Raw genomic sequence first — 26,984 nt, 5'->3', positions numbered from 1 at the left:
TTCTTCTATTATTTTCTTCTTGTACGGTTTCCAGGAATATCTCCTTTTGGAGAAGCAGCTACCGTTTCTGCACTTTTAGGATTTAATGTAGCTGTGCCTGTGCCAGCTGATGATCCAGTGTTCGTAGAACCCGACTGGCTGTTCGCAGATCGGTTTTGGTTAGAAGAAGTTGAATTAGTTGAAGAAGAAGATAAGCTGTCGTCGCTGTCTCCTGTTACTTCACTGCCTGCTTCCGCTACCTGGCTGCCAATATCTTTAACGCCTTCCGTTGTTTCTTTTGCCGTTGATACGATATCAGAAGCACTTTCTCTGATTTCGTCCACCTGAGGAAGAACATCCTCGTTCACTCTTTCATATAAGCTTTGAGCATCACTCATCGCATTTTTTAATACGCTCGCAGCAGATTTTAATCGGTCCTGCAGATCATTTTTAATCTCTGAAGGATTATCTTTTACTTTGGTTACAAGCCCTACAGTTGAATCCTTTACGCCCCTGCCGCCTGAAGCTACAGATTTGCGTGTAGTAGAATCAAGCATAGTGACTGCTCCACCAATCACTGCGCCTATTAAAACGCCTTTAAGCAATTTGCTGTTCTTTTCCTCTGTGCTGGTTGCATTATATTGTTGAGTTTGTGCCATGGTAATGCCTCCTATAAAATTAATTTTAATGTGTTAATTTTGTAGTTCCCCGCTTTACCAGAAAATAAACTTTTTAATTTTTCTCTTTAAGTCTAGCAAATACAATCCAATCACCAAGTTCGGTCTGATCCAGCCAAATGCCTACGTATCCTTTTTGGAGAAAATCCCGATGACGGCTGGTTTTATCCAGTCTAATATAAATATAAGATGATGTATCAACCGGAAAGTCATTTACCAGATGTTTGTAAAATATATATCGACTTATTCCTTCATATTTCTCCTTCATCTGCACAATCATAAGTCCTTGAGAAAATTTGTCTTTTATTGACGGAACATTTAATGGAGAAACTGTGCAGCAAAGATGAGTAAAAAAATCATTCGTATACTTTAATTGCTGCATGAGCACTTTGGCGAGTGTCTGTTGAAGATGATTGCCGCGGTAATCTGTATGTACTAAAGAGATCTCCTGATGGACCACCTTCATCCGCTCATAGTATGGCAATTCAAGGTCATGACCTATGTTTTCACTGTCTTCACCAGGATAGAGCAATGCTCTTGCACCGATTAAGTGATCATTCACAAATGCACCCAGCATGATTCCACCCTCAGACAGGATGTACAGAAGCTCATTTTTCGTAAGCGGCTGCAGCATGTCAGGGTTTTCCAAGCCTTCCGAAATCTTGTTCTGCAATTCAAAAAATAGTCCCTCATCTTCCTGATCAAGCTGTCTTACAGTAAATTGTTGAACTGTATCTGTTGGCTGATGTGTTAATTCTCCCTGAAATAGGTGCATACATTCGGATCTCCTTTATGTCGTTTCAATTCTACTGATACAATAGTTTAACATGTAATGTGAATGGAGTGAACAAAATGAATATCATTGTACTATCTGATACGCATATGCCCAGAATGGCTAAAACGCTCCCGCCAGTTCTTGAGTCTTATCTGCACAAGGCAGACGCAATCATTCATGCCGGAGACTGGCAAACAGCTGCATTAGCCGATGAATTAAAGAAATATGCTCCATTATACGGAGTGACAGGAAATGTGGATGAACCACCGCTTCACGAGCGATTTGAAAAGGTCATAAGGCTGACCTTTGGCACCTTGACTATAGGCGTCACTCATGGAGACGGAAAAGGGAAAACCACCGAACAGCGGGCAATGGAACCATTTAAAGATGAAAACCCCGATCTCCTTATTTTCGGCCACTCTCATATTCCCGTTAAGAAAAAGGTGAATGGAACCGTGTTATTCAATCCCGGTTCGCCGACGGATAAAAGAAAACAGAAGCACTTTTCTTTTGGTCATCTCCATGTGAATGAAAATGAGTGGTCTATTGAGCATATTTATTTTGATTCAAAAACCTGAAGCTTAAAGATTGGTTAATCTTATACAATCTTTCGCCTTCAATGTTCGGTTTTCCTTTATTCAGGCAGCTTACTTTGAGAGAAAAGGGGAATATGAGATAGGAAGAGGTACTCCAACATCGAAATAGAAGAAACCGTGGATAGGATAGAACCAACTGCATAAAGGAGGAAATAACTATGTCAACACGCACATTAATTATTACGCAAAATTTGTCATCCCATTTGGAAGAACAAGTACATACTCTTTTGCCTGACTGGAACATTATTACCGGCAAGGATGCATCAAGCTGGAAACCTCATCTTCAGGAGGCTGAAATCATCGCCGGCTGGAAAAAGGAAATGGATGAGCTTTTAACGGATGATGCCCGTCTTAAGTGGCTTCAGTCCTGGAGCGCCGGGGTGGATAATCTATCACTTGATGTATTTGAAAAACGGAATCAACTTGTTACGAGTGCAAATGGAGTTCACGCTAACCCAATTTCAGAAACGATTTTTGCTATGATGCTCGGTTTAACCAGACTCGTCCACACGTATGTTAAACAACAGCAATCCAAAACCTGGCACCACGCCGGACTCGGTCTTGAAATGCACGGGAAAACGCTGGGACTGCTTGGAGCAGGAGCAATCGGGAAAGAAACAGCAAAGATTGCGAAAGCCTTCGGCATGAAAGTCATTGGTTTTAGAAGAAGCGGGAAAGAAGAAGAATATTTTGATACCATGATTCCCATGACTGAATTGACCAGTGCTCTGCCCGAGTGTGACTACGTCGTTAACACATTGCCGCTTACAAAAGAAACAACAGGACTTTTTAATACTGAACAGTTTGAATCAATGAAGGAATCTGCCTATTTTATTAACATTGGAAGGGGCGAAACAGTGAATGAAAAAGCGCTCATTAAAGCCTTGCAGGAAAATAAAATAGCAGGTGCAGGTCTGGATGTGTTTGAGCAGGAGCCGCTTGAAGAAAACAATCCCCTGTGGGAAATGGATCAGGTCATTATCACACCGCATACATCAGGCGCAACAGAATATTATAATCAGCGTGTGATTGAAGAGATTTTTATACCAAACCTTAAGGATTACTTGAAAGACCAAAAACCCTCAATTAATCTGGTTGATTTTAAAAAAGGATACTAGTTATACAGGTACAGGCAGTAGACCGGTTTATCTCCACTGCGGGGCATCCCTCAGGCATAAGAATGAACCGGTCCTATTACGTGTGACAGACTTATATCTAGAATGCTTGTAAATGTCTCCCCTCCCATTTTGAATGCATACACTAGAAAAAAGTGATTCCATGGAGGTTTTACAAGTGCAAAACCCGGCCAATTGGTATATGCCTTCCCCCTTTCCCTACCCCTACGCACCGTGGATGCAGCCAGCAAATCCATACGGTCAATTTGATCCTGTAAGTCAGCAGTATCAATCCTTTATTCCGCTTTATGTGCAGGCTTTCCCTTACTACAATCCCGGAGATCCGAAATTTCAGGCATGCAGAAGCCGCTGTACACTTTTAGGATTAACACCCGGCACGCCTTCCTGGTCCAATTGTGTTCAGAGCTGCATGCGCTTTTAATTAATGTCCATGCAGCTGATTAAGAAGCTAAGGGTTGGGAAACTCTGTTTAAACGCTTTATGATTTTCCTTGCTATATTTTTCATTTAGTTCAGCCGGCTTCAATCGAATAGACTGCTTGCTCTGCTTCAAATCTACTGATTGTCTTTTCACGCTTCATTCCTGATTTCTCCAGCAATTTGCAGGAGGACACATTGGCCGTTTGTGTTTCAGCTATAATTTTTTTCAGCTCTAATTCAGTAAACGCATAATTTATTGCGAACAAAACCGTCTCTTTGGCGAACCCTTTCCCCCACCACTCAGGTAAAAACTGATAGGATAGTTCAAAATCATGTCCATCGTGATGCGGATTAAGGGAGAGGGTCCCCATAAACCGGTCTGTACGTTTCTCTCTTACCACCCAGCAGAAAATGGGTTCACGTAAAAGAACCATTTTGTTTATTTCTTCCTGAACGAAATTTGCGTCACGCACTCCCCCAAGGTATTTTCTTACTTCCTCATTGCTGTACATTGCTTTTATCTCTTCAGCGTCTGATATACGAATTTTTCTTAATCTGCATCTTCGTGTTTCAAACAATTACCTTCAGCTCCCTGGAGTTTAATGATCTGCTTCATCGTACATTAAACTTCTTTGATATAAGCCACAGCCTTTGCTGCATCCTTCGCAAAATCTTCAGGAACAGCATGCCCCATCCCCTTTTTAATGATCAGCTGGCAGCGAATGCCTTGTTCCTCAAGCGTTTTTTGCAATTCAACTGTTTGTTTCAAAAAAGGGTCCTGGTCCCCAGTGATTAAGCAGCCTCTTAAACCCTGAATTTGTCTTTCAGGCAGCATGAAGTGTTCAAGGTCCTCATCTCTAATTACCGGGATTACAGCGATAAACCCATCAACATCAGCCAGCCGCCCTTTTAAACACAGCTCCAGTGCCAATGAACCGCCTTGAGACGCACCCGCGACGATCCTGTTTTGCGCAGTGAATTTTCCCTGAAATTCTTCATAGAGAGACGTGACTTCACGTAAAGCCTTTTCTTTATCATCCCAGCTGTAAGCATGCAGACCAAACACCTGAGAGGATTGGGGAAATCCAAAGACGCATTCTGTCTCCGTTTTTTCATCCAGCCAAAATGAAGAAAAATCCTCTGCATTCCCCCCTCTCCAGTGCAGCGGGAAAATACTTGTATCCGCTTTCTGGCTGCCGTAAACGAAAAGCTTTGCTTCTGCATCCTGTGTGTGTTCTTCAAAGAGCTTTGAACACTGTGCAATTATTTCGGTAAATTCTTTTTTACCGTGAAGGGGCAGTAAATCCTTGTCATTTTTCAACATTTGGGGATGCCACCAGATGCCCGTATGCAGTGCTTCCTGTAGGACTGATATGGCTGCATCGTATTCATGCTGACTAGAGAAGGCACACGCTCTCCATAAGCAGATCTTTTCCATCCGTTCAGGAAAATCCTGCTCTGTTTGAAGTAAAAGTCTATGAAATTGCTGCAGCTTCCCTTGTTTAAAATACTCAAAAAGCTCCTGTTGACGATCAGAAAATGTTTTTATCAGCATTCTGCCACTCCCTCTTCTTTTCCTAAATCATACTAGTAAAGAGTATTTAAATGTTAAAATATTCTTACTAGACTGATAACATGTTCTTTAAAGCTGTTTTCAGTTAAATTATTTTCACTGAGAAATGAAACACTCTATTATGACTAAAAAACAAAGAGGGATTAGATGAAGGGAACTATTTCTGCCGTGCTCGTTTTACTCGCAGCTGTTTTATGGGGGACTACAGGGACTGCTCAGTCTTTTGCGCCAGAAGGCACTCACCCCATAGTATTCGGCACCATCCGTCTTGCCATCGGCGGGGTGTTTTTATTGGTTTATGTACGCTTGAAGGGAAAATGGACGATACAAAATTGGCCATTTAAAACGGTTTTTCTTGCTGCATTATGCATGGCTTTTTATCAGCCTTTCTTTTTTTCAGCCGTGAGCATAACCGGGATCGCAGCCGGGACCGTCATTGCAATCGGAAGCGCTCCTGTAATTGCAGGTATGCTGGAGTGGACGTTTTACAGGCGGACTCCTCAAATAAGCTGGTGGGCTGCCACCGTCTTAGCCATTGGAGGCTGCGCTTTACTATTTGCCAACCCGGATTCCATTCAAATGGAACCGTTAGGAATCGGACTTGCGCTTGGGGCAGGAGCCTCTTTTGCTGGATACACCATTGTAAGCAAGCAGCTGCTTTTATCACATTCGCCGGATACCGTCGTTGCCCTTGTATTTACGCTCAGTGCCCTGCTTTTACTGCCGCTCTTACTTGTGTATGACCTTAGCTGGATCACTCAGGTGAACGGTCTCGCATCCAGTATATATATCGGCATTTTCGCTACAGCAATTGCCTATTTGCTTTTTGCAGCTGGCTTAAAAAACATTCAAGCCTCCACAGCCGTTACATTGTCGCTCGCTGAACCGCTGACAGCTGCTCTTCTCGGCGTTTTCCTGGTTGGAGAGTCGCTTTCATTGCTTTCGTGGCTAGGGGTCGGTTTGCTCTTCAGTGCCATTTTGGTTTTAAGCCTGAAAACAACATCTTCAGCATCGCCGGCAAATACATATTAAACTGAATAATTGAATTGGCTGCAAAAAAAGTTGGTTGGTGCATAACAAAATGAAGGTCGCGTCTCAAGCAGCCAATCCCTGTGGAAAGCTTCCACCTGACGCGCAGCAAACCGGTCAAAGAGCTTGGGACACTTTGTCCCAGCCTCTTTGACCGGTTCATTTCACTGCTGGCAAATGATTCTGACCATGACTTTATTAAAAAAGTCCCATTTGACTTTTAGTTATGTAGAGCTTTCGCTTGTCTTCAGATTGGATTGACTGGCAAGTTCATTTACACGGGTCAGTTGAATCATGTCTTCTCTTGTAATGGCAGGCTGGATGCCGTGAAGAATTTCATTTACCCATTGCTGCATGGCGCTTGGCAAATTAGCAGGCAAAGAAGGTGTGGTGATCCATTCACCGTTATTAACCAAGCTGCTTTTATAACGAACATGTTCATCCTGTACAAGATAGACCCCTTCTGTTCCATGCAGCTCAAGGGCAAAATAGCCGCCTGAGACGAATCCTGTTTCAATCACACCGAGTGCTCCGCTTGCATACTCAACCAGCACTACTGCCTGATCATCCACTTCGTAGTTGAAAAAATGACTGAATCTTGCATTTGCATTTTTCACTTCTCCTGCAAGCCGGTTTGTCAGATAAATAGGATGTGCACCTAAATCAATCAGGGCTCCTCCTCCAGTCCCCTCTTTCTTTAGAAAATGGTCCGGAAGCCAGCCGTTTGGACTGCCATCAAAAGGAACGGCCCCATTATGTGCTGTTCTGCAGCGGATCATCGTCAGTTTTCCGAGAAGCCCCTCGTCAAGCACCTCCTGAGCGTGTAAATAATAGCCTGCAGTGAGTCTTGGGAGAGACAGCATGAGTGAAACATTTGCTTCGTCAACAGCCTTAAAAATCTTCTCACATTCCGCAGCAGTGAGTCCGAGCACCTTTTCACTGAAGATATGCTTACCATAAGAGGCGGCTTTCGTAATAATCCTTTCGTGATCACTCGTTGGTGTGTCCACAATCACAGCATGAATCGTTTGATCTGCTAGAAGCGCATCCAGATCCTTTTCAAAACGGACATTCAGTTCCTCTGCCCATTTTTCACCGCGTTCCTGATCTTCATCCCATACAGCCTGGACATGAATCATAGGGTTTTCCATCGCTTCTTTTGCGTAATCGTCTGCATGTACATGCCATCTGCTTATTAGTGCTGTGTTTAGCATTTTTTATCCTCCTCTGATGTTTTTGTTCTGTATTCGTATGTTAAGCTTCATATTCTATTATTCTTTCAAATCATAGAAAGATGACTCATGGAAGATCACTGCATCTTCAACTTTCTTACTAAAGTAATCGAAGTTCCGTATGTTCCCGCTTCAACAAAACCTGCTTTATCGTATAATTTCACAGCCGGTGCATTTTCGGGGTCCACACTTAATGACAGTGCCCGATAGCCTTGCTTTTGGGCTGAGAGAATCATGGCATCTAACAGGGCTCTGCCTGCCCCTTTTCCTCTGGCCTGCTTCTTTACCGCCATACCGATTTCAGGTATGTTCTCATCAACGAAGCCATACCCGGGATTCTCTTTTGAAAATAGCCGGTGCCAGATGGCTCCAGCGGGCATATCCTGCTCGTCCACTGCCAGAAGTACTGCATCTCCCTGTCTTCCCCAGTTTTCAATATACTTTTTTATTCCCTCTTTTTCTAAAAGCTTATCAACCTGGGGTTTGTCATGGGAAATATAAATAGATTCATAGAGCATCTCTTTTAAAAAAGGAAGCTCTTCTTTTTTCATACTGCGAATGGTATACATGAATGCTCACCTTTCATACTATGCGCCTTTTAATAGAGCCTGTTTATATAGCCGTCTTCTAACCTTTGTGTCATTTGTTCCGTTGTGTGATCGTCTATCTTTGTGTGCTCGATCAGCATTTTCGCAGCCGATGGAAGCTCATGCCCGGCAGGCCAGGTTTCCGGATTCCACAGCCCTGAGCGCCTAAATGCCTTTGCACAATGAATAAAGCATTCTTCCACTTCCACAGCAATAGCCAGCAGCGGCTCTTTCCCTTTGAAAGCCAATTGGGAAAGGATTTCTTCATCCTGAATGAGCTGGGCTTTACCGTTAACCCGAAGCGTCTCTCCCAGACCCGGTATAAAAAAGAGGAGGCCGATCCCTGGATTGAACAAGAGATTTCTCATAGAATCAACCCGTTTATTTCCCGGCCGCTCTGGAATGACCAGTGTTTTTTCATTTAAAACATGCACAAATCCAGGGTAATCTCCCCGTGGAGAAGCATCACCTCTCCCTTTTTCATCCGATGTAGACATGACTAAGAAGGGAGACTTTGAAATAAAAGTGCGGCAGTGCCCGTCAAGTACGGGTATTACTTTATTTATAGCGAGCTTGCCCGGTTCGCCGATAATGGCTTCAAGCTGCTCGATGGTGGTGATTTTTTTATCAAATGACAGATCTGGATCTGTATTCATAGACTGTTTCACTTCCTATTCTTTCAGGCGGATTTCATCACCCATGCGGATTTCGCCGCTTTGAAACACGGATGCATAAACCCCAAACTGGTTATTTCTTTCTTTTGCTACAGCAGCTAATAGGGAGGGATCTTTTTCAGCGCTATCAGGATGAACCGTGATGATCATACATCTCGTACAGGTCGACGTTACGTGGATCTCCACCTGTTTGCCTATCACCAGCGTTTTCCCCAGCCAATTTTCTTCACTGTACGGCTGGTCCTGCAGCAACTCGATTACGAGGTTGGGACGAAACCTTCTGCCGTCCACATTCCCTCCCCTTACCTTTGAAAGCTCATTCAGCGAAGAGCTCGTGATCATAAGCAAGTGAGCTTCTTCAATCGCCCCTAATGGAACATAGCTGGGGGCATAGCGCACAAGACTCAGCGGACGGCCGGACAGAGCTTCGAGGTCCTTCAGAATGGCAGGATCTCCCCATTGCTTTATTGCACCATCCGGCTGAGTAATGGAAAGCTGGGGAAAAGCGTGTAAGGATTCCGCACCTGAAAATGCTGCTTTATATTGAGCCATTTGCCGGCATTGAGTAATGGTCAAAAATTTATCTTCTCTTGATTCATCTTTAAATGCGTGACTTCGATCTCCATATAAGCCATAGTCCATGACTTGTGTTTTTTTTACGTTCTCACCCTGAAACGATTTTACCGGATAGCGGGTAATTTCCTTCACGTGTCCAATTAACAAAGCAACCACCCTCTCCTGAACTGCGATGATACTTTATGATATGTGGCGGAGGCTGGTTAGTATCCATTTATATTTTTGATTAAAATATCTCCGGAACTGTCAAGCTCTACTCTTTTCGTTTGATTGACCTCAATGGCCACCGGGTGAATCTCTGCCTGATGGGTTGAGAAATACCATGTGCGTGCAGGCGGCCCGAGTAGAATAAATGCTTCTCCGTCTCCTACAAAATTCAGCTCCTGCGGATGGATCGTTTTCTCTTCTCCTAGAATCCCCTCTTTTTTTAACTCTTCCGCTGCCTTTAACACCTGATCTGTTGTCAGGTTAATTTCGCTGATATTCAGCAGCTGATCTGCCGAAAAAGAGTTTCCAAATTCACTTTTATTCCCGCTGCGGCCAATGAATTCTATGATATTTCCACATGGATCTTCAAAATAAAAAGAATCCGCATCAAACGCTCTGAAGTATACTTCGTCTTCTCCATTTTCCCTGTTCAGCTCTACCTTTGAACGGACCCATTCTTTTGCAGTGTGAAAATAACGAGCAGGAATATTAAAAGCAAAATGATAAAAAGGATTTCCGCTTTTCTGTATGAACATCAGTTCGCTCGTTCCCGCCCTGACAGAAAATTTTTCCCTATCCTGCTTTATTACGGAAAATCCAAGTGTTTCTAAATAGAACGCTTTCAATTTCTTCAGATCACCCGTATAGATTTCCACTTTCGAGATTTCCACGCTTTTTTTCCTCCTGTCTTTTTGGTGCTCCGTCATTTCATGTGTTCAATTAAGCCGATGCCCAGTCCTTCAGGATCTGTAAAATAAGCGAGCCAAAAGTCATCAAACTCCATTTTTTCTGTCATATTGCGGGCTCCCAGGCGTTTTGCTTCTTTTAATGTAAGATCAATAGAGTCTACTTGAATCTGTATTCTTGTTCCGTGCGGATATTCCTCCGGACCCTTGGCGATTCCTCCGCCAAGCCCTCTCTCCCCTTCACTGCCCGTATGCACTGGCGTGTAGCCCCAATTACTGCTTTCCATCTCCCAGCCAAAAATAGTTGAATAAAACTCCATAAGTTTCTCAGGCTGCTGACTGTTTAATTCAAAACCGACCACTTTCCCTGACATGCTCAACATCCCCCTTTTTTCAGCTGAACTATTCTATATGTTTCATCATAACAATAATTCCCTCTTTCTTTCCTGTGAAGTTCTAGATTTTCATAAAGTAAAAGTAAAAAACTATCCTTTTTTTGTGCTCTTAAAAAAATCCGTCCTGCATGTACGCAAAACGGATGTCGATTAAAGAAAAGTTTTTTCTTTTAATTGCAAATTGACAGGAGCTTAAGGAAAAACATTGGGGATCTTTCCCGGCAGCCCCCAGCATTTTTTTATGCTGCTTTTCTGCAGGCTTCTGCGCATCTAAAGCAGGCCTCTGCACATTGACGGCAATGATCATGGTGATCTGCATGTTTTTGGCATTCGTTTCCGCAGGCTTCACAAATATCTGCGCATAAAAAGGCAAGCTGAGCGATAAACGGAGAATTTCTGGAAATTGCCTGTTCCATAAACGCACACATGTCAGCACATTCTCTGTCTAACCGGATGCATTCACTCACCATTTTCACATCATCTTCGTTTAAACAAGCATCAAAGCAATGGTTACAGGCTGCTGCACAATCGTGTACAGCCTGAAGTAATTCACTATGTTGTTCATGTCCCATTTCATTACCTCCTATCTATTAATCGTTCTATTACTTTTCTTTACCTTTCTGATTACAACTAAACATTTCAGATTAAAATCATTTCACATTCAATAACACTTATATTTATAATCTTCTGAATTAATGTATTTTTATAGTTCATATTAACTATTTAACCTCCCAGCCGATGAAATAAGTACTACGATCCGGAGGTGCTGAATTTTTGCTCATTTTAGATAAACAGATTGTTTCTCCTTTATTAATCCAAACAGCAATTAACCATAGTATTCCAATCTATTACAGCGGTGATAAAAGGAAACTCGCACTTCCTTCCAATGGAAAACTGCTCACCAATTCAGAAAGCTGTCTTTCCATTTTGGAAAACCAGCATCCTGCACACGCTTTTACGCTTGCATCCAAGCTGATGAAAAATAAAGCAGCCTTTCGGGAATTCGCTTCAGCTGTTAATCCAAGCTACTATTTTGCTTTATTAACAATGGAAGAACTTCTTGCCAAGGATAAAAGTAACGTCCCTTATCCCGTTGTCATTAAACCAAATAAGGGCTATTCAAGTGTAGGTGTTTATATTGTTCACCGTGAATCAGAGTGGGAGGAGGCTGTAAAGGGTTTGTATGCAGATTTGCTGCTGTCAAAAAGCATGTATTCCAATTCAGTGCTGGACGGGGAAGAAATTATCGTTGAACAATGGATCGACGGAGATGAATACGCAGTAGATTGCTATATTAATCACGACGGCAAACCTGTCATCCTCAATATTCTAAAGCGTATGTTTGCAGACGAGCATGATACTTCAGACCGGATTTATTATACTTCCGCTCCTATCATGCAGGAGATGAAGCAGTCGATTACAAACTATTTAACAGAGTTGAATAAGCAGTTAAATATCGTAAACTATCCTTTTCATTTAGAAGTACGGAACAGTAAAAATGGGATTGTTCCAATCGAATTAAATCCATTGCGTTTTGCAGGAGCAGGAACGACGGATGTGAGTGATCACGCCTTTGGAATTAAGGGTGCTGAGTACTATTTCAAAGACATGGAACCGAAATGGGCAGAAATTTTGAACGGGAAAGATGACGCTGTATACGGCTTTTTCTGTGCAGAGCTGCCATCAGACATCAGTAAATCACTGGTTCACTCAATCGATCACGAAAAGCTTAAAAAAGAGTTCACACATATTCTTGAATACCGCGAAATCTCCGCTTCAGATGATCGGACATTTGCGGTTATATTCTTTAAATCTATGGATATAAGCGAAATTCATCACTTACTCTCTCTTGATTTGTCTCATTATATACAATTACTGTCGTCTAAGGAGCCTGTCATATGAAAAAGCTTAACCCGAAAAAGTCACTTCGCACTCAATTATTTCTCAGCTTCATCATACCGTTTGTCTTTCTTGGTATGCTGGTATTTGGTTTTGTTCATTTTCTCACAACATATATTGTGGATGAGCACGTCCTGCCTCAATTTGATCAGATCCTTCAAATTAACGGACAGTACCTGGCAGATAACCTTGATGAAGCCCTCATTTCAGATGCCATTCAAAATCCCGAAGAAGCTGGCGGTGAACTGACAGAGTCCTTGAATTCCTTTATTTCAGGCAAAGAAGGAATTGAATATGTATATGTTCTGACCAAGCAGGAAGGCACAGACTATATCGTTGCACTGAATGGCAGTGAAGAATCAATGATCGAGTCCCCTTTTACATCGGAGCAGGAACAGGCTTACACCTCTCAGGAAACGGTTTTAACCTCGATTTATGAGGATGAATGGGGTGTACATAAATCATTTTTTATTCCACTGGCCGGCTCGGACGCAGTCGTTGGAATTGATATGGATACAACCTTTGTTCACGACCTGCAGGAATTAATCCTGGTGTTTCAAATCATTTTATTTGCCGTATCTCTGCTGATAGGAAGTCTTATCGCTTACTTTATGGGCAGACAGATCAACAAACCAATCTACTCCCTGCTCTCTTCCTTAAAGAAGATTAGCAACGGTGATTTATCAGAGGAAATTAATGTAACACGACAAGATGAAATTGGCACTCTTGCAGCAGGCTTTGAAGATATGCGCACCAGCCTGGTCCAAATCATCGGAAGTGTGAAAACAAACTCAACCCAAATCAACCAAACGAGTGAAACATTAGTCCAGGCATTTGACGAATTGTCTGAAGCCTCCTCACAAATCGCGGTCGGCACGGGCGAAGAAGCCAGAGCATCTGAAACCCGTACCCAGCATATCGATAATATCTCACAGGGCTTCTCTGTTATGGCAGATAAAATCGGGGATGTTTCTCAGCAGACGCAGCAAATTGAACATTTTACAAAAGAAACGGGTAAGATTGCTGAAAAAGGTTCTACTCAACTAAAAGAAATCTCAACACAAATCAACCGAATCCAGGAAAATGGCCATGTAAGCTCCGGCCGCATTACGCTTTTAGGAGAAAAAATCAGCCAGATCAATGAAGATATTAAACTGATTAAAGACGTTGCAGACCAAACTAATCTTTTGTCACTGAATGCCTCAATTGAAGCAGCAAGAGCAGGAGAAGCTGGAAAAGGCTTTTCGGTAGTAGCACAGGAAGTACAAAAGCTTTCCGGCCAGACTGAAGAAACGGTATCAACGATTACAGCGATCTTGAGAGAAATCACGGATCAATGTTCAACCATGCTTCAATCAAATAAAAGTGATAATGAAGAAATAAGCAATGGAGTGGAACTCGTCACGACCAGCGGAGAACTTTTTGATCAAATTTTCAAGGCTGTCAACGAGCTTACATCAAAAGTGGACACCATCGTAAACAGTGTGGAAGAAGTAAATACTGCTTCCACGGAATCGATTAAATCCATTCATGAAATTGCTGCTATTTCTGAAGAAGGCGTCGCCACCATTCAGGAAATCTCTGCTTCTTCCCAGCAGCAAAATGCAACCGTCGAAATGCTTCAGGAGCAAAACCACGAGCTGCAAAAGATGGCTCATTCATTGAATGATTTAGTGAAAAAATTTGTAGTGTGAAAACAAGCTTGAAATGAAGACTGATTTATGGGGCCTGTTCATTTCGGATACTTTCAGGCTGTTTACAAGGAAGCTTTTATATTACTAATAATTTGCACAACAAGACTAGGAGCCTGAGACAAAGTGTCTCAGGCTCCTAGTCCGGTTTACTGCGCTTCAGGCGGACGCTTCCCCAAAGACGGCGCTGAGCCTTGCCCTGAAAAGTCTCAGCTTGCTGTCATATCCTGCGGGAGTCGTCACCTTCTGCTCCGCACACCTCATACTATTAATAAATACTGCATCATTTTTAAACTTCTTTTAGTTAAGTCTCTACCTCTTCGAACGATTCACTGCGCTTATGGTGCAAGCATTCATGCTTTCATTTGTTAGGCTTCTTTCAGCACACCATGTGGCAGGACAGCGTGAACTCCTTTTACTCCATTTACAATTTGCGTGATTCTTAAATCCACGGTAACACTTGCTAAAGCCATCGCTTCTGTTTTATCAAGGCTGTATTTTTCCTGCATAATTTGCAGAATTCCTTCGAGCGCAATGGCGGTCGCCTTGTTCAGGTCATCATCAAAGCCAAATGCGACCCACCCTGAAGGTGTATGCGCATGCGGCATGGTCAATGTGGGCTGGCCGTGAAGCGTAAACGTTAAATCTACTTTATCCATCGGGCATTCAATGGCGGTTCCGGAAACTTCTCCGTCTCCCTGTGCCGCATGACCGTCCCCTACCGAAAACAAAGCTCCATCCACTTCAACCGGCAAGTATAGCGTACTCCCCTTCACTAATTCCTTGCAGTCAATATTGCCTCCGCAATTTCTCGGCGGAATCGTGGAATGTGCGCCTTCATCGGCAGGAGCATTTGCCATAATCCCCATAAACGGTGCAAGAGGAACAGAAAAAGACCGGTCTCCTATTTTTGCTTTTCCGGTCATTGTGTCCCGGTTCAATTCCCAATCCACACGAAGCTGAGGAGTTTCAGTTAAACCAACAATGGAATTATGCCAGACATTTGCCCCGCCTGCCACATTCCAGCCATACCAGCTTGGGATAATATCATTTATTTTAATTTCCAGCATCATGCCGGGCTGCGCTCCTTCGATTCTGATCGGACCAATAAGCGGATGCCCCAGCCCATCTTCATTTTCACGTGATAGAAATTTTTCTTCTTTGCCATCCTCATATGTGTAGCCCCATTCCAGTCCGATCGTATTCAGTTCAATGGAATCCCCCGATTGAATGGACATGATTGGTTCATAATCCTTTGAAAATGTACCATGCAAAAAATCGTTTTTCGCTTCTAATCGATGTGTAGTTGACATAGATTTCATCCTTCCAGATAAAATGGGGTTTTTGAAAGAAACTTCCCTTTCCATTCATTTACCCGAAATTCATTTTTTCAAATCCTTACCAGCTGAATTCAGGAAGAAAGAAGCACGATGATGAATGAGCCCATATATTAAAAAAGCCGGTGAAACTTTCTGATTGAAAGTCTCACCGGCACATTTTTTGCCTTCTTAAACCGTTGTAGTTATTTCTTCTTCTTAAACGGCCACCAGACACCGTTATCAAAAGAAACGGTAATAGCCGGTATAAGGAGCGGCAGAACAATTAATCCGTAAAGCAAAAGTCCTGTGATAACAATGGTCGCAATTTGCACAAGGCTCAATACGCCTGAAGGCATCATCGCTCCGAATGTTCCTGCAAGTATTATGGCAGCGGTAATAATAACCGTTCCCATTTTTGCCATGGAAACCTTCATTGCTTCCCGGACGCTTAACCCGCCGAGTGCTTCTTCTCTAAAACGGTCAAGCAAAAAGATTGAATAATCCACGCCTAACGCCACAAGCATCACAAAGCCGAAAAATGGAACAGCCCAGCTGATGCCGTCAAAATCAAATACATTCACAAAGATTAATTCTGCAAATGCAATTGAAGTAAAGTAGGTTAACAGAAGCGAGCCGATCATATACAGCGGCATTATAAATGACCGGAATAAGATGGCCAGCACAATGAATAAGCTGATCAGCATAATCGTAACCGTCTGAGTAAAGTCATTAGAGGAAATGACGTCCAGGTCACTGTTAATGCTTGAAATGCCTCCATAAGCAATTTCAGCATCTTCAAACGGGGTATTTACTACAACCCGATCCACTGTTGTTTTTATTCTCTCCACTGTTTCAATGGACTGCGGAGAATAAGGATTGTCTTCTAAAATCACTTCCAGCTTCGTTCCGGTTTCTTCTCCGATCGCGTATCGGTCAAGTACCTGAACAAAATCTTCACTTTCAAGTGTTCCTTGAGGAATAAAGACGCCCGTGTCACGGACAGCTTCACTTTCACTCATTTCCTCCATAATTGAGACAGCACTCTCTAGTCCATCTGAAATTTGTGTGAGACCTTCATTTGAAGCACTCACACCTTCAGCAAGCTGAGATAATCCATCCCCAAGTCCTGCTGCCTGCCCACTTTGCGCTTCAATCTGCCCTGCTGCACCGCTGATCCCTTCCTGAACAGCTCCAAGCTGCTGCTGAATAGCGGCGATTTGCTCAACCGTTTGCGGGATGTTTTGAGACTGCTGCAGTCCTTGAGATACAAGACCGAGCTGTTCATTAATTTGCCCAAGACCTCCAGCAGCTTCTCCAAGACCCCCTGCGCCTTCCTGAGATTCACCTGAAGGAATCTGACCAGTTATTTCGTTCAGGCCTGCTTCGACTTCAGTCAATCCGCTTTGCACATCTCCAAGACCGTTTTGCGCTTCATCCAGCCCTTCAGTCAGCTGTGCAAGCTGGCGGTCAATATAGAAATCTTCAATCACTTCTCCGGTCGGCCGGGTAATGGCACGAACGGAATCAACACCCTCTACCTGAGAGATCTCTTCACTGATTAATTCAATATAAGGGACAGTACTTTCTGAAATAATATCTTCATCACTCGAAATAATCACCTGAGCCGGAAGGGAATCCCCCGCTCCAAAGCCATCCTCAATTGCATTTAACCCTTTAACGGACTCATATTCACCGCCGATTTCATCCACCGTATTGTACGATAAATCATCATCATAAGTGAAAAGCAGCGGGATGGTAATAATCGCAACGACCGCCATGGAAATTAACGGTCGGTTGACAGACAATCCGCTCAGCCGTGTCCAAAGTTTACTGTCATTATGAGAAACAGATTTTTTAGACGGCCAGAACAGCTTTTCTTTTAATACGGCCATAAAGAATGGAACAATCGTAAATAAAACAAGCAGCAGTACAGCAATTCCGACAGAAACCGCTACAGCTGATTTAAATATCGGGAAATCTGCAAAGCCAATTGCAAAAAAGCCGATAAACACTGCTAGGCCGCTGATCAGCAGCGTTCTTCCCGCTGTTTTATACGTGTTCACGATCGCTGTTTCAACCGGTTTCCCAGCTGACAGTTCTTCTTTATACCGGCTTAAAAGCAGGATGCAGTAATCTGTTCCGATCCCAAACAAAATAGCTACCAGGAAGATCTGAGTATAGTTGGAAACCGGAAAGCCAAACCAGTCAATAAAAAACGACACGATGGATTGACTGATCAAATACGTAAGCCCCACTGCTACCAATGGAATAAACGGCGTTACAACTGAGCGGAAAACCGCAAGCAGCAAAGCAAAAATTAATACTACTGTAATAATTTCTGTCCGTTCAAGCCCTTCCTGCGCACTTAGGTTTACATCATTATTGATCACCGCTTCTCCTGTGAGATACGCTGTGATTTCTTCCCCAATGATGTCTGATCGTATGCTTTCAACAAGCTCAATAATCTCTTCATTTGTACCTTCAACCGTAACAGGAACTAAAACGGTCTGCTGATTTTCGGACACAAGCTGGTCTTCAATTTCCTCACTTTCAAAAGGATCAAGAATATCCGTTACGGGAGCCTCAAGCTGTTCAAGCTCCTCGACAATCGCGCCGATTTCTTCCCTTGAAGCCTCATTCAACTCCTCCTCTAAAGGAAAAACGAGCGAAATTGTATCCTGTCCTGCTCCGGCATTTTCCAGGATTTCAGCAGCACGCTGAGAATCAGCATTTTCCGGCAGCTGAAACGTTCCCGCTTCCTCAGCCTGCTGTGTAAGATTAGGTGAAATTAGAAATAATAAAACCGTCACAACGACTAAACCAATGGCGATGGGCCATCTCCACTTAATAACCTGATTCACGAATTAAACACCTTCCCATTTTAAAATTTCCCTGATTTTTTTAAAGGTCGCAACAAATTGGTTCAGCTCTTCATCGGTCACCTGATCGGAAAAAAGCTTTTCCACATACTCATAAACTGCCTGATCCGATTGCCGCACCACATTTTCACCTTCGTCCGTCAGCTTAATCAGCTTAGTACGCTGATCCTCTGAGGATTTTATGATGTGAATCAGTTTTTTTTCCTCGAGTTTTTTGATTCGGCTCGACACAGCACTTTTATGTACCCCCTGTAAGGAGGCAAGCTTACCCGCAGGCATTGCTCCGTTTTTGCTGATCATTTTCATCAACTGCAGCTGTTCACGGGAATACTCCTGCCAAATGGGTGAATCCACTGATTTCAGAACACGCTCCGTCCCATGCACAATAACGTCTTCAAATAACTCAACTGCTTCAATCAGTCGTTTGTCCATCTAGTTTACCCCCTAAACTATTCTACCTGATTAGTTTAGGGGGTAAACTGTTTTCTGTCAATAGTAATCTTCTAATCTTGTGTTTTACATAAGCGAGTTTAGAATTTAAATTGTGCTTGGGATAAAATATGTCTCAGGCTTGTCAGCCTATTCACTGCGCAACAGGCGGACGCTTGGCGTCATCTCCTTCTGAGTCCCCCGCCTTCCGCTCTGCTTCTTACTAATAATCTTTCTTGCCTTAAGATATGGATTTTTTAAATATGCCGCCATTCTAAAAAAACAAGACCCGGAAAACCTCCCGGGTCTTGCTTCTTACCGGCGTCCGGATCTCGGAACTCTCCGCAGTTTAATATCGTGCTGGGACATTTCTGTCTGACCATTCACTTGCGACGAAGCATGCTTTGGCCTTGTCCAATTGTGGTGGAATTTCTGAGATTGCGGATCTAAATGATCTTGTGTGCTCATCGACTCACCTCATATACAGGATAAAAAACAGGATACTCTCGCATCTTTCTTAGTATGCGTTGATCCCTTTAAATTATGTTATAGATTTGAGGTGGGGACCGTTTCATTAAAGTACTGTCATGTGAAAATTGGGTGCATTCTTATGTTTATTTACTGCCTGCCGCCTGCAGCTGCCTGGCATCTTTTTCAGCATGCCCAGCATACGTAATGTTTTTCAGTTGAATAAGCGTGATTTCCTGATCAATTCCGTTCAGTTGAGTATTTACTTGATAAGAATCGTACTGAAAAAGAGAAAGAAATGGAGATAGATGATCCAATTCATCCTTGCTTATAACGATATCATTTCCTTCACTCTGCTGTTGAATCCGGGCTGCAAGATTCACGGTTTGGCCAAAATAATCAAGGAGATCGTTCGCATTTACTGCGATCGTGGGGCCTGTAAACAATCCAAGCTTAATGGTTAAAGAAGTGCTCTTTTCTTTATTATAAGCATCGATGCCTGCTTGTATTTCAAGCGCAGCAGCAACCGCATCGTCTGATCGATTAAACACCGCCATAACTGAATCACCTATAGTCTTAATCACCGCTCCCCTGTTCTGTGCGATATGGTGCTTTAAATAGGCAAAATGCTCATCCACCTGCCGATACGCCATCGCGTCTCCAATGGTCTGATAAAGAGACGTAGAGCCTTGAAGGTCGCTGAACAACACGGTCAAGGATTCGATGCCAATCTGCTGATCAGGAGAAAGCACTTCTTTTGAAAAAAGATCCCGGAAAAGCTGCCGGGATGTGACCGTCTGAGCTGTTGCCGCCTGCTCGTCCCAAACGGTTTCCTCAAAAACAACAGTAATTTCATTTTCAGTACTATTCCGGATTTCAAGGAACCCGCCCTGGTCAGGAAAATGGATAAAATCCTTGTCCCACCCGCCTGTACCAAATACCAATACAGAACCGGAATTTTCTTTTTGATAAGCACTGTGATTGTGCTTCAGCACTCTCAGCCTCATCTCTTTATGAAATGGGGGAATGCGTATTTTCTTTTGGTCGGACGGTTTAATCCGATGCTGCGCAGTAATATGAGGAGAGGTCATAGGGCCTCCCATACAGTAAGTCTGATCCACAGCTTTTCGCACAGCGGGATGAACGGAAAAACGCATTTCAATATATCGGTCAAAGTTTATGTTAAAGTCGATCCCGCAAAGATCGCAGTGAACCTGACTAGTGACACCTGATAAAGAGGAGACCGTCGCTTTCGGCACCCGGCAGTTTGGACACATTAAGCTCCATGACTGGATAAGAAGTCCTTTTTGAGTGGCATGAAGACATAAAGCCAGAACCTGCTCACGATGTTCACTCCATTTTTCTGCCAGGGCATAAGGTTTCATTTGCAATACCTCATCATCCCCGTTGAAAAGTAAATGATCTCTTAATTGCTCCACCAGCTTGCTGCTGAACTGTTCTTTCACCAGTTCATCGCAAATGCGGAAAAGTCGGTCCTGGTCAACCTGAAAGGATTTTCTTATCTGCGGCAGCTTTTCTTTCGTGCTGTTTTTAAAAGAGGCAAGGTATAAATCAATATAATTCATAATTCTTTTAATGGGAGGTACACCTGCAACCGGGATCGCGGCATAACCTGCAAGAGACGCCGGAGTAAATATGGCTCTTCCGATTACTTTAGTGCCTGAGGTTCCATTAGGTAAAAGATGATCTTCACATTCAATGCTCCACAGCAGCCGTTTAATCGGTCCTTTCACATACACCCTTTCGATTGAATAAATCTCTTCTTTCACCCATTCAAAAGGAAACTCCTTCCACTTTAACGGGATGATACCGAAAGTCTTAGCCTCTGCCCAGCGGAACATGGCATCATCAAGAAATTGAGCGGGTGAAAAATGCACGGAGAAAAGACCTGAAACCCGGTTTAAATGCTCTGTATTAGATAAAAGCTCCCACACTTTTTTACGCGGCAGTTCGTATGTTTTTTCAAAAACATAAATCTTATCTTTTAACACAGGATGCTCCCCTTCCCCATTCACTATGCGTGCCCGTCCTGATAAGCGGTTTTAATTTCAAGAAACGCATCCAGATTTGTCAGGAAAAGGTCCACCAGACCAGGATCAAAATGCTTACCGCGTTCTTTTTTTATTAACTGAAGAATCGCCTCCATGGACCACTCTTTTTTATAGACCCTGGCAGTTCCAAGGGCGTCAAAAACGTCTGCTAAAGCCGTTATTCTCCCATACAAATGAATGTCTTCTCCGCTCAATCCACTTGGGTAGCCTTTGCCATCCCACCGTTCATGGTGCTGCTGGGCAATTACAGCCGCAGCTTTTAGAATCGTTCGTTTAGATCCTTTAAAAATGCCATACCCGATGCTTGCATGGGTTTTCATCTTTTCAAATTCTTCCGTTGTTAATTTGCCGGGTTTTTTTAAAATCTCATCCGGGATTGAAACCTTGCCTATATCATGCATGGGGGAAGCAAGTTCAAGTATGTTGCATTCTTCTTCGCTTAAACCCCAAAGAGAACCAAGTAATCGGGAATATTTCGCTACCCGTTTTACATGCTGGCCCGTTTCCTGAGATCTGTTTTCGCTTATTTCACCCATCGTAAAAATGATTTCCTTTTGTGTTTCAATCATTTCCACATGCAGCATTGCTTTTTCAATGGACTGTCCTGTGTAGGAGGCAGCAAGGGATAAATGCTTTACGTCTTTTTCTGTAAATCTACCCTGCTCTGTCAGCTTGTTGATCGCCTGGTAGACACCAATAAGATGCGCTTCGTCATTTCGGATTGGAATGCAAAGAACGGACTTTGTTACATATCCTGATTCTTTGTCTATATCAGCATTAAAACGGGGGTCGTTATACGCATGATCCACGACAACCGGTTCCCCAGTGGAGAGGGCATGTCCAACAAGACCTGAATCTGCCGGCACTTCAATTCTGTCCAGTCCATGAGACACTTTTGCCCACAGCAAATGCTTTTCCTCATCCAGCAGCCAGAGCGTGCAGCGGTCAGCCTGTATCAATTTTTTCCCCAAATCAGCCATTAACAGATGAAGCTTATTCAGGTTATTTTCATGTGCAATTTTCGCTGCAAAATCAAACATAATCTCAAGCATTTCTTCCGCTTGAAGCTCCGTCTGCTTTTGTGGGGCTTCTATATTTTCCTGATTCATGTCCCATCCTCCAAAATAGGTGTAATTAAGTTCTTTATATGACAAATTTCTCATTTCAACTAATTATAAATAATGCTTTTATTATACCATATAAAAGAAATATAAGTCATATTACCCAATAAAAAAAGCCTGCAGCTACCTGCAAGCTCCTGTTATCCATATTTTTTCTGATGCTCTTTTTTCGCTTTTAAATATTCTTCATCTTCCCTCACGATAATCCATTTCTTTTCAAAAATCGCTGCTGATTCTGCTTTTTCATCATTTATCTGACGGTCTTTTATTTCCCCGTCTTTATCATATTTGCTGCCACCTTTATAATTGGCATACCGTCTTGCGCGGGTATAGCCCATCTGAATAAATTTTCTGGCCATGTCCATCCCGACAAAATCATTTTTCTCTTTATACTCAAGAAACATTTCATAAATTTTTTCAGAGGATTCTTTCGCTATATCCGGAGTTTTAAAGCGCCAGTGCGGTAAAATTTCACCCTTATAAGGCTCCACCATCAATACACCCTGCTCTCCCCGACCGACCCTGTACAATTCAGGCTGCTCACGGAAATCAATATTATCAAAATCAAGATCATAATCAAACGCCATATTTATTCCTCCCTTTCTCCAACAGTACCCCCTAACTCAACCCGCCTAACGTTAAGCAGCACAATCATGATTAAGCAGACATTCCATTTATTTGTAACTATAGTATAATAGAACTAGTTCCCTTAAATAGACCTTATACTTATAGAAAGAAGTGATATTATGATCAAGGATTTTGTAAACAGGTTATTCTCTTCCCCTCCAAAGCAAGAAACTCAGCAGGTCATTTACCAGCAGCAAAAAGTGTTTCTTTATGAACCGAATGAGCGGGAGATTCAAAAGGCAATGGAATCATCAGATATGGATGGAAATGCACCAGGGTATGTGTATTTTGTTCAGGAATACATGAACGGAACGTTTAAAATAGGCAAGACCAAATATGTAGATAAAAGAATGAATCTGTTTAGTGTAAAGCTTCCCTTTGAAAATAAACTGATTCATTTAGTTAAAACGGGAGATCATCACAAAACAGAGAAGGCTTTTCACCATCACTTCTCTGAAAAAAGAGTAGAAGGAGAGTGGTTTTCTTTATCAAAGGAGGACGTAGATTGGATAAAGAATGGCCATTATTCCAAGGACATATTGCACTCCATTCATCAAAACCGGCAGTCAGAATCAGTCTCATTCATAGAAAATCAACAAGAAGAACGGTTGCCCCTTACTAACAAACAGCAGGACTATGCAAAAATTTTGCTGAAAAAATTAGAAAACGAGTATACACTCGTTCAGGATTTCTCTTCTTTAACTACTGACGATTTAAAAAGGCTGAGCGTTTATTTTAGATATAAAAACAAAGGTGCATTGGTGAATCTGGTAAAACAAGGAGTGTTGAAGCCGAAGTAAAACAGGTCCGGTAGGCTTCAGCACACCTTTATTGCAGAAACAAAGTGAAACTGTCAAAAGAGGTTGGGACCTAGCTGTTAAAAGTTATATTTAGCAAAATGTATTTGATGGCAAGATGATACTTCACATGAAAAGTCTCATCCTGAAGCGCAGTGATTCGGCTAAAAAAGGCTGGGACAGAACTCTAAAAATTTTGAAAAAAGAGGATATATTTAGTTAGTAATAGTAGTGAGCGGAGCGGAAGGTGGCGACTCCCTGCAGGATATGACGGCAAGCTGAGCCTTTGCAGGGCAACGCCCTGAAAAGGCTCAGCGCCGTCCCTGCGGAGAAAGCGTCCGCCTGAAGCGAAGTGAACCGGTCATAGAGCCCGAGACACATTTTGTCCCAGGCTCCTCTTTTAGTTATATTCCCCCAAAATTTCTACAGCTTCTTTTGTTAATGTCGTATCAATTGCTTTATTAAAATCGATTTCTCCCTGAATAGCTCCATTGTTTTTGTACAATTCATACTGCTCACGAATATTATCGACAAACATTTTTCCATCAGGATCGAGACCTGTAACAAATACATCCTCCCAGACCGCTGCATCCTTCAGCGCAGTATATTGCGTCATAATGTCTATAATTTCATCCTTATCCTGACCTTTGGTAAAAGCATCATTATAGTCCCTTACTCCCTTTAAATACGCAGCCATAAAGCGGAGAGAAACGTCTTTTTCTTTGCCTATGAAATCCGGGGAGCCCAACACCATGGCGATTTGTGCTTCTGGCGCAAAGTCCGTTGCATCACCTAATCGAACATGAATGCCATTCGCAATTCCCTGTGTTATAAGGGGCTCAATTTGCAGAGCTGCATCGATCGATCCATTTTCAATAGCCGCTAGCATATTCCCAAAGTCCGGCATTAGAACAAATTCAACATCATCCTTATCTAAACCGGCGTGCTCAAGCATTTCAAAATAAATGTATTCATCTAATGCATTTTGTGATGAAACAGCAACCTTCTTTCCTTTCAAATCGCTGTAGTCCTTAATTTCCTCCTGCTTATCTGCACCGATGACGAAGGTGAAGTATGATTTTCCTTCTACATTATGACCTTTGTCTGCCACGATTTTCACATCAATTCCTTGCGCTATCGCGTTAAAGAATGATGCCGAAGAAATACCGCCGGCGATGTCTACTTCTCCGGATGCAAGGGCAGGCAGCATATCATCACTATTGGCAAATGTGGCAAATTCGATTTCAATATTGTAGTCGTCAAAGTATCCCTTTTCATTTGCAATATAAAAACCCGCTCCTGATGCAGCTCCGTCCTCAGCGATGACGACTGTTGTTTTTTTGCTTAAAGGAGAAAGATCACCGGATGGATTTTCTTTGTCCACTCCTTCTCCCTCATCAATCGTTGTCGGATTTGAACATCCCGCCAACAACATACATAGAACTCCTGCAATGCCGATCCATTTTTTCAACGAAATCTCCCCCTTTACTTCCTTGATCCCTGCACTTCAGTCTGGAGATGCTTCCATATCTCCAAAAACTTTTTAGCCATTTCAGGGTCTGAGCGCACATCTTCAAGCTTTCTTGGGCGCGGCAGATCCAATTTTATTTCAGCGATGATTTTACCCGGCTGCGCACTCATTAACAGCACGCGGTCGCTTAAATAAAGAGCTTCATCAATGCTGTGGGTAATGAAGAGGACCGTCTTTTTGGTTTCTGACCAAATGGACAATAGTTCCTCCTGTAAAATATATTTATTTTGTTCATCTAACGCTCCAAACGGCTCATCCATTAGAAGGATTTCCGGGTCATTCGCAAACGCCCTGGCAATGCTGACCCTCTGTTTCATCCCGCCTGACAGTTCCTTAGGATACATATTCGCGAACTTTTCCAACCCGACTTTTTTTAGAAAATAAGAGGTTCTTTCATCGATGAATGCCTTTGGCAAATGCCGCATGGCTAAACCAAATGCAACATTTTCTTTAACCGTCAGCCAAGGCAGAATTCCTTTTTCCTGAAATACCATAGACTGACTCGGTCGATCCTTATGACGCTGATGAATTGTAAAATCTCCTGAACTTTGTGTTTCAAGACTTGCCAGAATTCGAAGCAAAGTCGTTTTTCCGCATCCGCTCGGTCCTACCAGACAAACGAATTCTCCCTCTTCAATCTCTAAAGAAATCTTCTCAATCGCAGTTACGCTCTGCTGTTTCTTATAAAACACCTTTGTCAGCTCGCGAATCGAGATTTTCGATGGTTGGTCCACATTGTCACCTCCATGGAAGCAGCTTTTTTTGAAGGCCCCTTAGAATCAATGAAAAAAGATAACCGAAGAAGGAAATTAAAATCAGCCCCACAAACATCTCCTTTAATAAAAAGGCGCTGTAAGAGGTCCAGATTAAATAGCCAATACCTGACCTTGCCCCCATCATTTCAGCAGCTACAATAGTCAGTAAAGCAATTGCCTGCCCCATTTGAATCCCTTCTAGCATGACTGGCAAAGCCCCTGGCAGCGCAATCTTCAGGAAAAAATCCCTGCGGCCTGCCCCATAGTTTTTCGCTACATCCAAATGAATGCTTTCAATTGAAATGACACCTGCCACTGTATTAATGACAACTGGGAAAAATACACTTCCTGCGATCGTCACCACTTTCGATACTTCTCCAATGCCGAAGATAATGAGAATGATCGGCAGCAAGGCAAGCGTTGGGATCGGCATTAGCGCCATTATAATTGGGGAAACAAAGTGCCGTACAGGGGCGTATAAACCCATGCATAGACCAATAATAACGGCGGGAATGACCCCAAGAAGAAAGCCAAAGAAGATGCGGAACAAAGAAATATTTATATGATCAAATAAATCCCCGCTTATCAGCAGAGTGAAAAATGTAGAAACAATGGAGGTGGGCGGAGGGAAAAATCTCGCATCAACTAACCCGCTCCGGGATAAAACTTCCCAGATCAGCAATAGAAAGATGGGAGAAAAAATAGTCAATATCGTTTTTGCTCTTTTTTTACGCTGCTCTTTTTGCCATTCTCTTTTTTCAGTTTCAAATGGGCTTTTATGTGCTTTCAACTTCACCACCCCTTCTTGAAAATAATATGTTTTCCCTTGAATATGTGTGCCTTCCTTTTGGAACA

Annotated in this window: 28 protein-coding genes; 7 read left to right on the top strand and 21 right to left on the bottom strand. The window is 42.7% G+C overall.

The genetic code is table 11. The features are described from left to right. Positions 1-8: 8 nt before the first annotated feature. Both ACQCT8_RS10645 and ACQCT8_RS10640 read right to left on the bottom strand, forming a co-directional pair. Positions 9-638, bottom strand: a complete 630-nt coding sequence (locus tag ACQCT8_RS10645) for a YtxH domain-containing protein (protein WP_426870921.1) — start codon at positions 636-638, stop codon at positions 9-11. A gap of 73 nt (positions 639-711) precedes the next feature. Continuing rightward, complete coding sequence (locus ACQCT8_RS10640; protein WP_426870919.1) at positions 712-1,431, bottom strand: GNAT family N-acetyltransferase; 720 nt, start codon at positions 1,429-1,431, stop codon at positions 712-714. Between the two features lie 77 nt (positions 1,432-1,508). Here ACQCT8_RS10640 and ACQCT8_RS10635 point away from each other — a divergent pair, with 77 nt between their 5' ends. The 3 genes from ACQCT8_RS10635 to ACQCT8_RS10625 all read left to right on the top strand — a co-directional run bounded on the left by ACQCT8_RS10635 (position 1,509) and on the right by ACQCT8_RS10625 (position 3,584). Next, a complete protein-coding gene (locus ACQCT8_RS10635) occupies positions 1,509-2,009 on the top strand; it encodes a metallophosphoesterase family protein (RefSeq protein WP_426870917.1) in 501 nt (166 codons plus the stop codon). A gap of 176 nt (positions 2,010-2,185) precedes the next feature. Next, positions 2,186-3,145: a D-2-hydroxyacid dehydrogenase gene (locus ACQCT8_RS10630; protein ID WP_426870915.1), complete on the top strand. Its 960-nt coding sequence runs from the start codon at positions 2,186-2,188 to the stop codon at positions 3,143-3,145. 175 nt (positions 3,146-3,320) lie between these two features. Further along, positions 3,321-3,584, top strand: coding sequence for a hypothetical protein (locus ACQCT8_RS10625; protein ID WP_426870913.1), 264 nt, complete (start codon positions 3,321-3,323; stop codon positions 3,582-3,584). A 90-nt stretch (positions 3,585-3,674) separates the two neighbouring features. Here the strand turns inward: ACQCT8_RS10625 and ACQCT8_RS10620 are convergent, their stop codons facing one another. Together ACQCT8_RS10620 and ACQCT8_RS10615 are read right to left on the bottom strand one after the other, a co-directional pair. Next, a complete protein-coding gene (locus ACQCT8_RS10620) occupies positions 3,675-4,160 on the bottom strand; it encodes a GNAT family N-acetyltransferase (RefSeq protein WP_426870912.1) in 486 nt (161 codons plus the stop codon). 44 nt (positions 4,161-4,204) lie between these two features. After that, positions 4,205-5,137, bottom strand: coding sequence for an alpha/beta hydrolase (locus ACQCT8_RS10615; protein WP_426870910.1), 933 nt, complete (start codon positions 5,135-5,137; stop codon positions 4,205-4,207). 165 nt (positions 5,138-5,302) lie between these two features. On the opposite strand from ACQCT8_RS10615, the gene ACQCT8_RS10610 reads away from it, so the two are divergent. Beyond that, positions 5,303-6,187 carry an EamA family transporter gene (locus tag ACQCT8_RS10610; RefSeq protein ID WP_426870908.1) on the top strand — a complete coding sequence of 295 codons (885 nt, stop codon included), beginning with the start codon at positions 5,303-5,305 and terminating at the stop codon, positions 6,185-6,187. Positions 6,188-6,408: 221 nt separating this feature from the next. On the opposite strand, the gene ACQCT8_RS10605 is transcribed toward ACQCT8_RS10610, so the two are convergent. The 7 genes from ACQCT8_RS10605 to ACQCT8_RS10575 form a co-directional block, all read right to left on the bottom strand. After that, positions 6,409-7,398: a Gfo/Idh/MocA family protein gene (locus ACQCT8_RS10605; protein WP_426870906.1), complete on the bottom strand. Its 990-nt coding sequence runs from the start codon at positions 7,396-7,398 to the stop codon at positions 6,409-6,411. 95 nt (positions 7,399-7,493) lie between these two features. Continuing rightward, positions 7,494-7,985, bottom strand: coding sequence for an N-acetyltransferase family protein (locus ACQCT8_RS10600; RefSeq protein WP_426870904.1), 492 nt, complete (start codon positions 7,983-7,985; stop codon positions 7,494-7,496). 29 nt (positions 7,986-8,014) lie between these two features. Next, the gene (locus tag ACQCT8_RS10595; protein WP_426870902.1) at positions 8,015-8,659 is read right to left on the bottom strand and encodes a pyridoxamine 5'-phosphate oxidase family protein; all 645 of its coding nucleotides are present in this window, start codon (positions 8,657-8,659) and stop codon (positions 8,015-8,017) included. 15 nt (positions 8,660-8,674) lie between these two features. Then, entirely contained in the window at positions 8,675-9,400 is a 726-nt protein-coding gene (locus tag ACQCT8_RS10590; protein WP_426871233.1) for an MOSC domain-containing protein, read from the bottom strand. A gap of 56 nt (positions 9,401-9,456) precedes the next feature. Continuing rightward, on the bottom strand, positions 9,457-10,131 hold the full coding sequence (locus ACQCT8_RS10585) for a VOC family protein (RefSeq protein ID WP_426870900.1): 675 nt from the start codon (positions 10,129-10,131) through the stop codon (positions 9,457-9,459). A gap of 32 nt (positions 10,132-10,163) precedes the next feature. Then, on the bottom strand, positions 10,164-10,520 hold the full coding sequence (locus ACQCT8_RS10580) for a VOC family protein (protein ID WP_426870898.1): 357 nt from the start codon (positions 10,518-10,520) through the stop codon (positions 10,164-10,166). Between the two features lie 260 nt (positions 10,521-10,780). Beyond that, complete coding sequence (locus tag ACQCT8_RS10575; RefSeq protein ID WP_426870896.1) at positions 10,781-11,113, bottom strand: four-helix bundle copper-binding protein; 333 nt, start codon at positions 11,111-11,113, stop codon at positions 10,781-10,783. A 202-nt stretch (positions 11,114-11,315) separates the two neighbouring features. Between ACQCT8_RS10575 and ACQCT8_RS10570 the strand changes: the two genes are divergently transcribed. Next, positions 11,316-12,443 carry an ATP-grasp domain-containing protein gene (locus ACQCT8_RS10570; protein ID WP_426870894.1) on the top strand — a complete coding sequence of 376 codons (1,128 nt, stop codon included), beginning with the start codon at positions 11,316-11,318 and terminating at the stop codon, positions 12,441-12,443. Continuing rightward, on the top strand, positions 12,440-14,134 hold the full coding sequence (locus ACQCT8_RS10565; protein WP_426870892.1) for a methyl-accepting chemotaxis protein: 1,695 nt from the start codon (positions 12,440-12,442) through the stop codon (positions 14,132-14,134). The genes ACQCT8_RS10570 and ACQCT8_RS10565 overlap by 4 nt, the downstream gene beginning before the upstream one ends. 365 nt (positions 14,135-14,499) lie before the next feature. Here ACQCT8_RS10565 and ACQCT8_RS10560 read toward each other — a convergent pair whose 3' ends face one another. The 7 genes from ACQCT8_RS10560 to ACQCT8_RS10530 all read right to left on the bottom strand — a co-directional run bounded on the left by ACQCT8_RS10560 (position 14,500) and on the right by ACQCT8_RS10530 (position 23,006). Further along, complete coding sequence (locus ACQCT8_RS10560; RefSeq protein WP_426870890.1) at positions 14,500-15,444, bottom strand: acetamidase/formamidase family protein; 945 nt, start codon at positions 15,442-15,444, stop codon at positions 14,500-14,502. A 209-nt stretch (positions 15,445-15,653) separates the two neighbouring features. Continuing rightward, positions 15,654-18,311: an MMPL family transporter gene (locus ACQCT8_RS10555; protein WP_426870888.1), complete on the bottom strand. Its 2,658-nt coding sequence runs from the start codon at positions 18,309-18,311 to the stop codon at positions 15,654-15,656. A gap of 3 nt (positions 18,312-18,314) precedes the next feature. Beyond that, positions 18,315-18,761, bottom strand: coding sequence for a MarR family winged helix-turn-helix transcriptional regulator (locus tag ACQCT8_RS10550; RefSeq protein ID WP_426870887.1), 447 nt, complete (start codon positions 18,759-18,761; stop codon positions 18,315-18,317). Between the two features lie 312 nt (positions 18,762-19,073). Beyond that, complete coding sequence (locus ACQCT8_RS10545) at positions 19,074-19,226, bottom strand: YpzG family protein (RefSeq protein WP_426870885.1); 153 nt, start codon at positions 19,224-19,226, stop codon at positions 19,074-19,076. 146 nt (positions 19,227-19,372) lie between these two features. After that, complete coding sequence (locus ACQCT8_RS10540) at positions 19,373-21,238, bottom strand: adenylate/guanylate cyclase domain-containing protein (protein ID WP_426870883.1); 1,866 nt, start codon at positions 21,236-21,238, stop codon at positions 19,373-19,375. 23 nt (positions 21,239-21,261) lie between these two features. Then, complete coding sequence (locus ACQCT8_RS10535; protein WP_426870881.1) at positions 21,262-22,407, bottom strand: HD domain-containing phosphohydrolase; 1,146 nt, start codon at positions 22,405-22,407, stop codon at positions 21,262-21,264. 152 nt (positions 22,408-22,559) lie between these two features. Continuing rightward, positions 22,560-23,006, bottom strand: coding sequence for a DUF4385 domain-containing protein (locus ACQCT8_RS10530; protein ID WP_426870879.1), 447 nt, complete (start codon positions 23,004-23,006; stop codon positions 22,560-22,562). A gap of 159 nt (positions 23,007-23,165) precedes the next feature. Between ACQCT8_RS10530 and ACQCT8_RS10525 the strand changes: the two genes are divergently transcribed. Then, positions 23,166-23,846, top strand: coding sequence for a GIY-YIG nuclease family protein (locus ACQCT8_RS10525; protein ID WP_426870877.1), 681 nt, complete (start codon positions 23,166-23,168; stop codon positions 23,844-23,846). A 397-nt stretch (positions 23,847-24,243) separates the two neighbouring features. On the opposite strand, the gene ACQCT8_RS10520 is transcribed toward ACQCT8_RS10525, so the two are convergent. From ACQCT8_RS10520 to ACQCT8_RS10510, 3 genes are read right to left on the bottom strand one after another with little or no spacing between them, the layout of a single operon-like run. Then, positions 24,244-25,314 (bottom strand): ABC transporter substrate-binding protein, encoded by a 1,071-nt coding sequence (locus tag ACQCT8_RS10520; RefSeq protein WP_426870875.1) that lies wholly within the window; start codon positions 25,312-25,314, stop codon positions 24,244-24,246. Positions 25,315-25,328: 14 nt separating this feature from the next. Continuing rightward, the gene (locus ACQCT8_RS10515) at positions 25,329-26,108 is read right to left on the bottom strand and encodes an ABC transporter ATP-binding protein (RefSeq protein ID WP_426870873.1); all 780 of its coding nucleotides are present in this window, start codon (positions 26,106-26,108) and stop codon (positions 25,329-25,331) included. Positions 26,109-26,112: 4 nt separating this feature from the next. Beyond that, on the bottom strand, positions 26,113-26,919 hold the full coding sequence (locus tag ACQCT8_RS10510; RefSeq protein ID WP_426870871.1) for an ABC transporter permease: 807 nt from the start codon (positions 26,917-26,919) through the stop codon (positions 26,113-26,115). Between the last annotated feature and the right edge of the window lie 65 nt (positions 26,920-26,984).

The organism is Jeotgalibacillus proteolyticus (assembly GCF_050107735.1).
GTDB classification, from domain to species: Bacteria; Bacillota; Bacilli; order Bacillales; family Jeotgalibacillaceae; genus Jeotgalibacillus; species Jeotgalibacillus proteolyticus_A.
The sequence above is the reverse complement of the archived record's forward strand: the minus strand, read 5'-3'. Positions and strand labels throughout refer to the sequence as shown.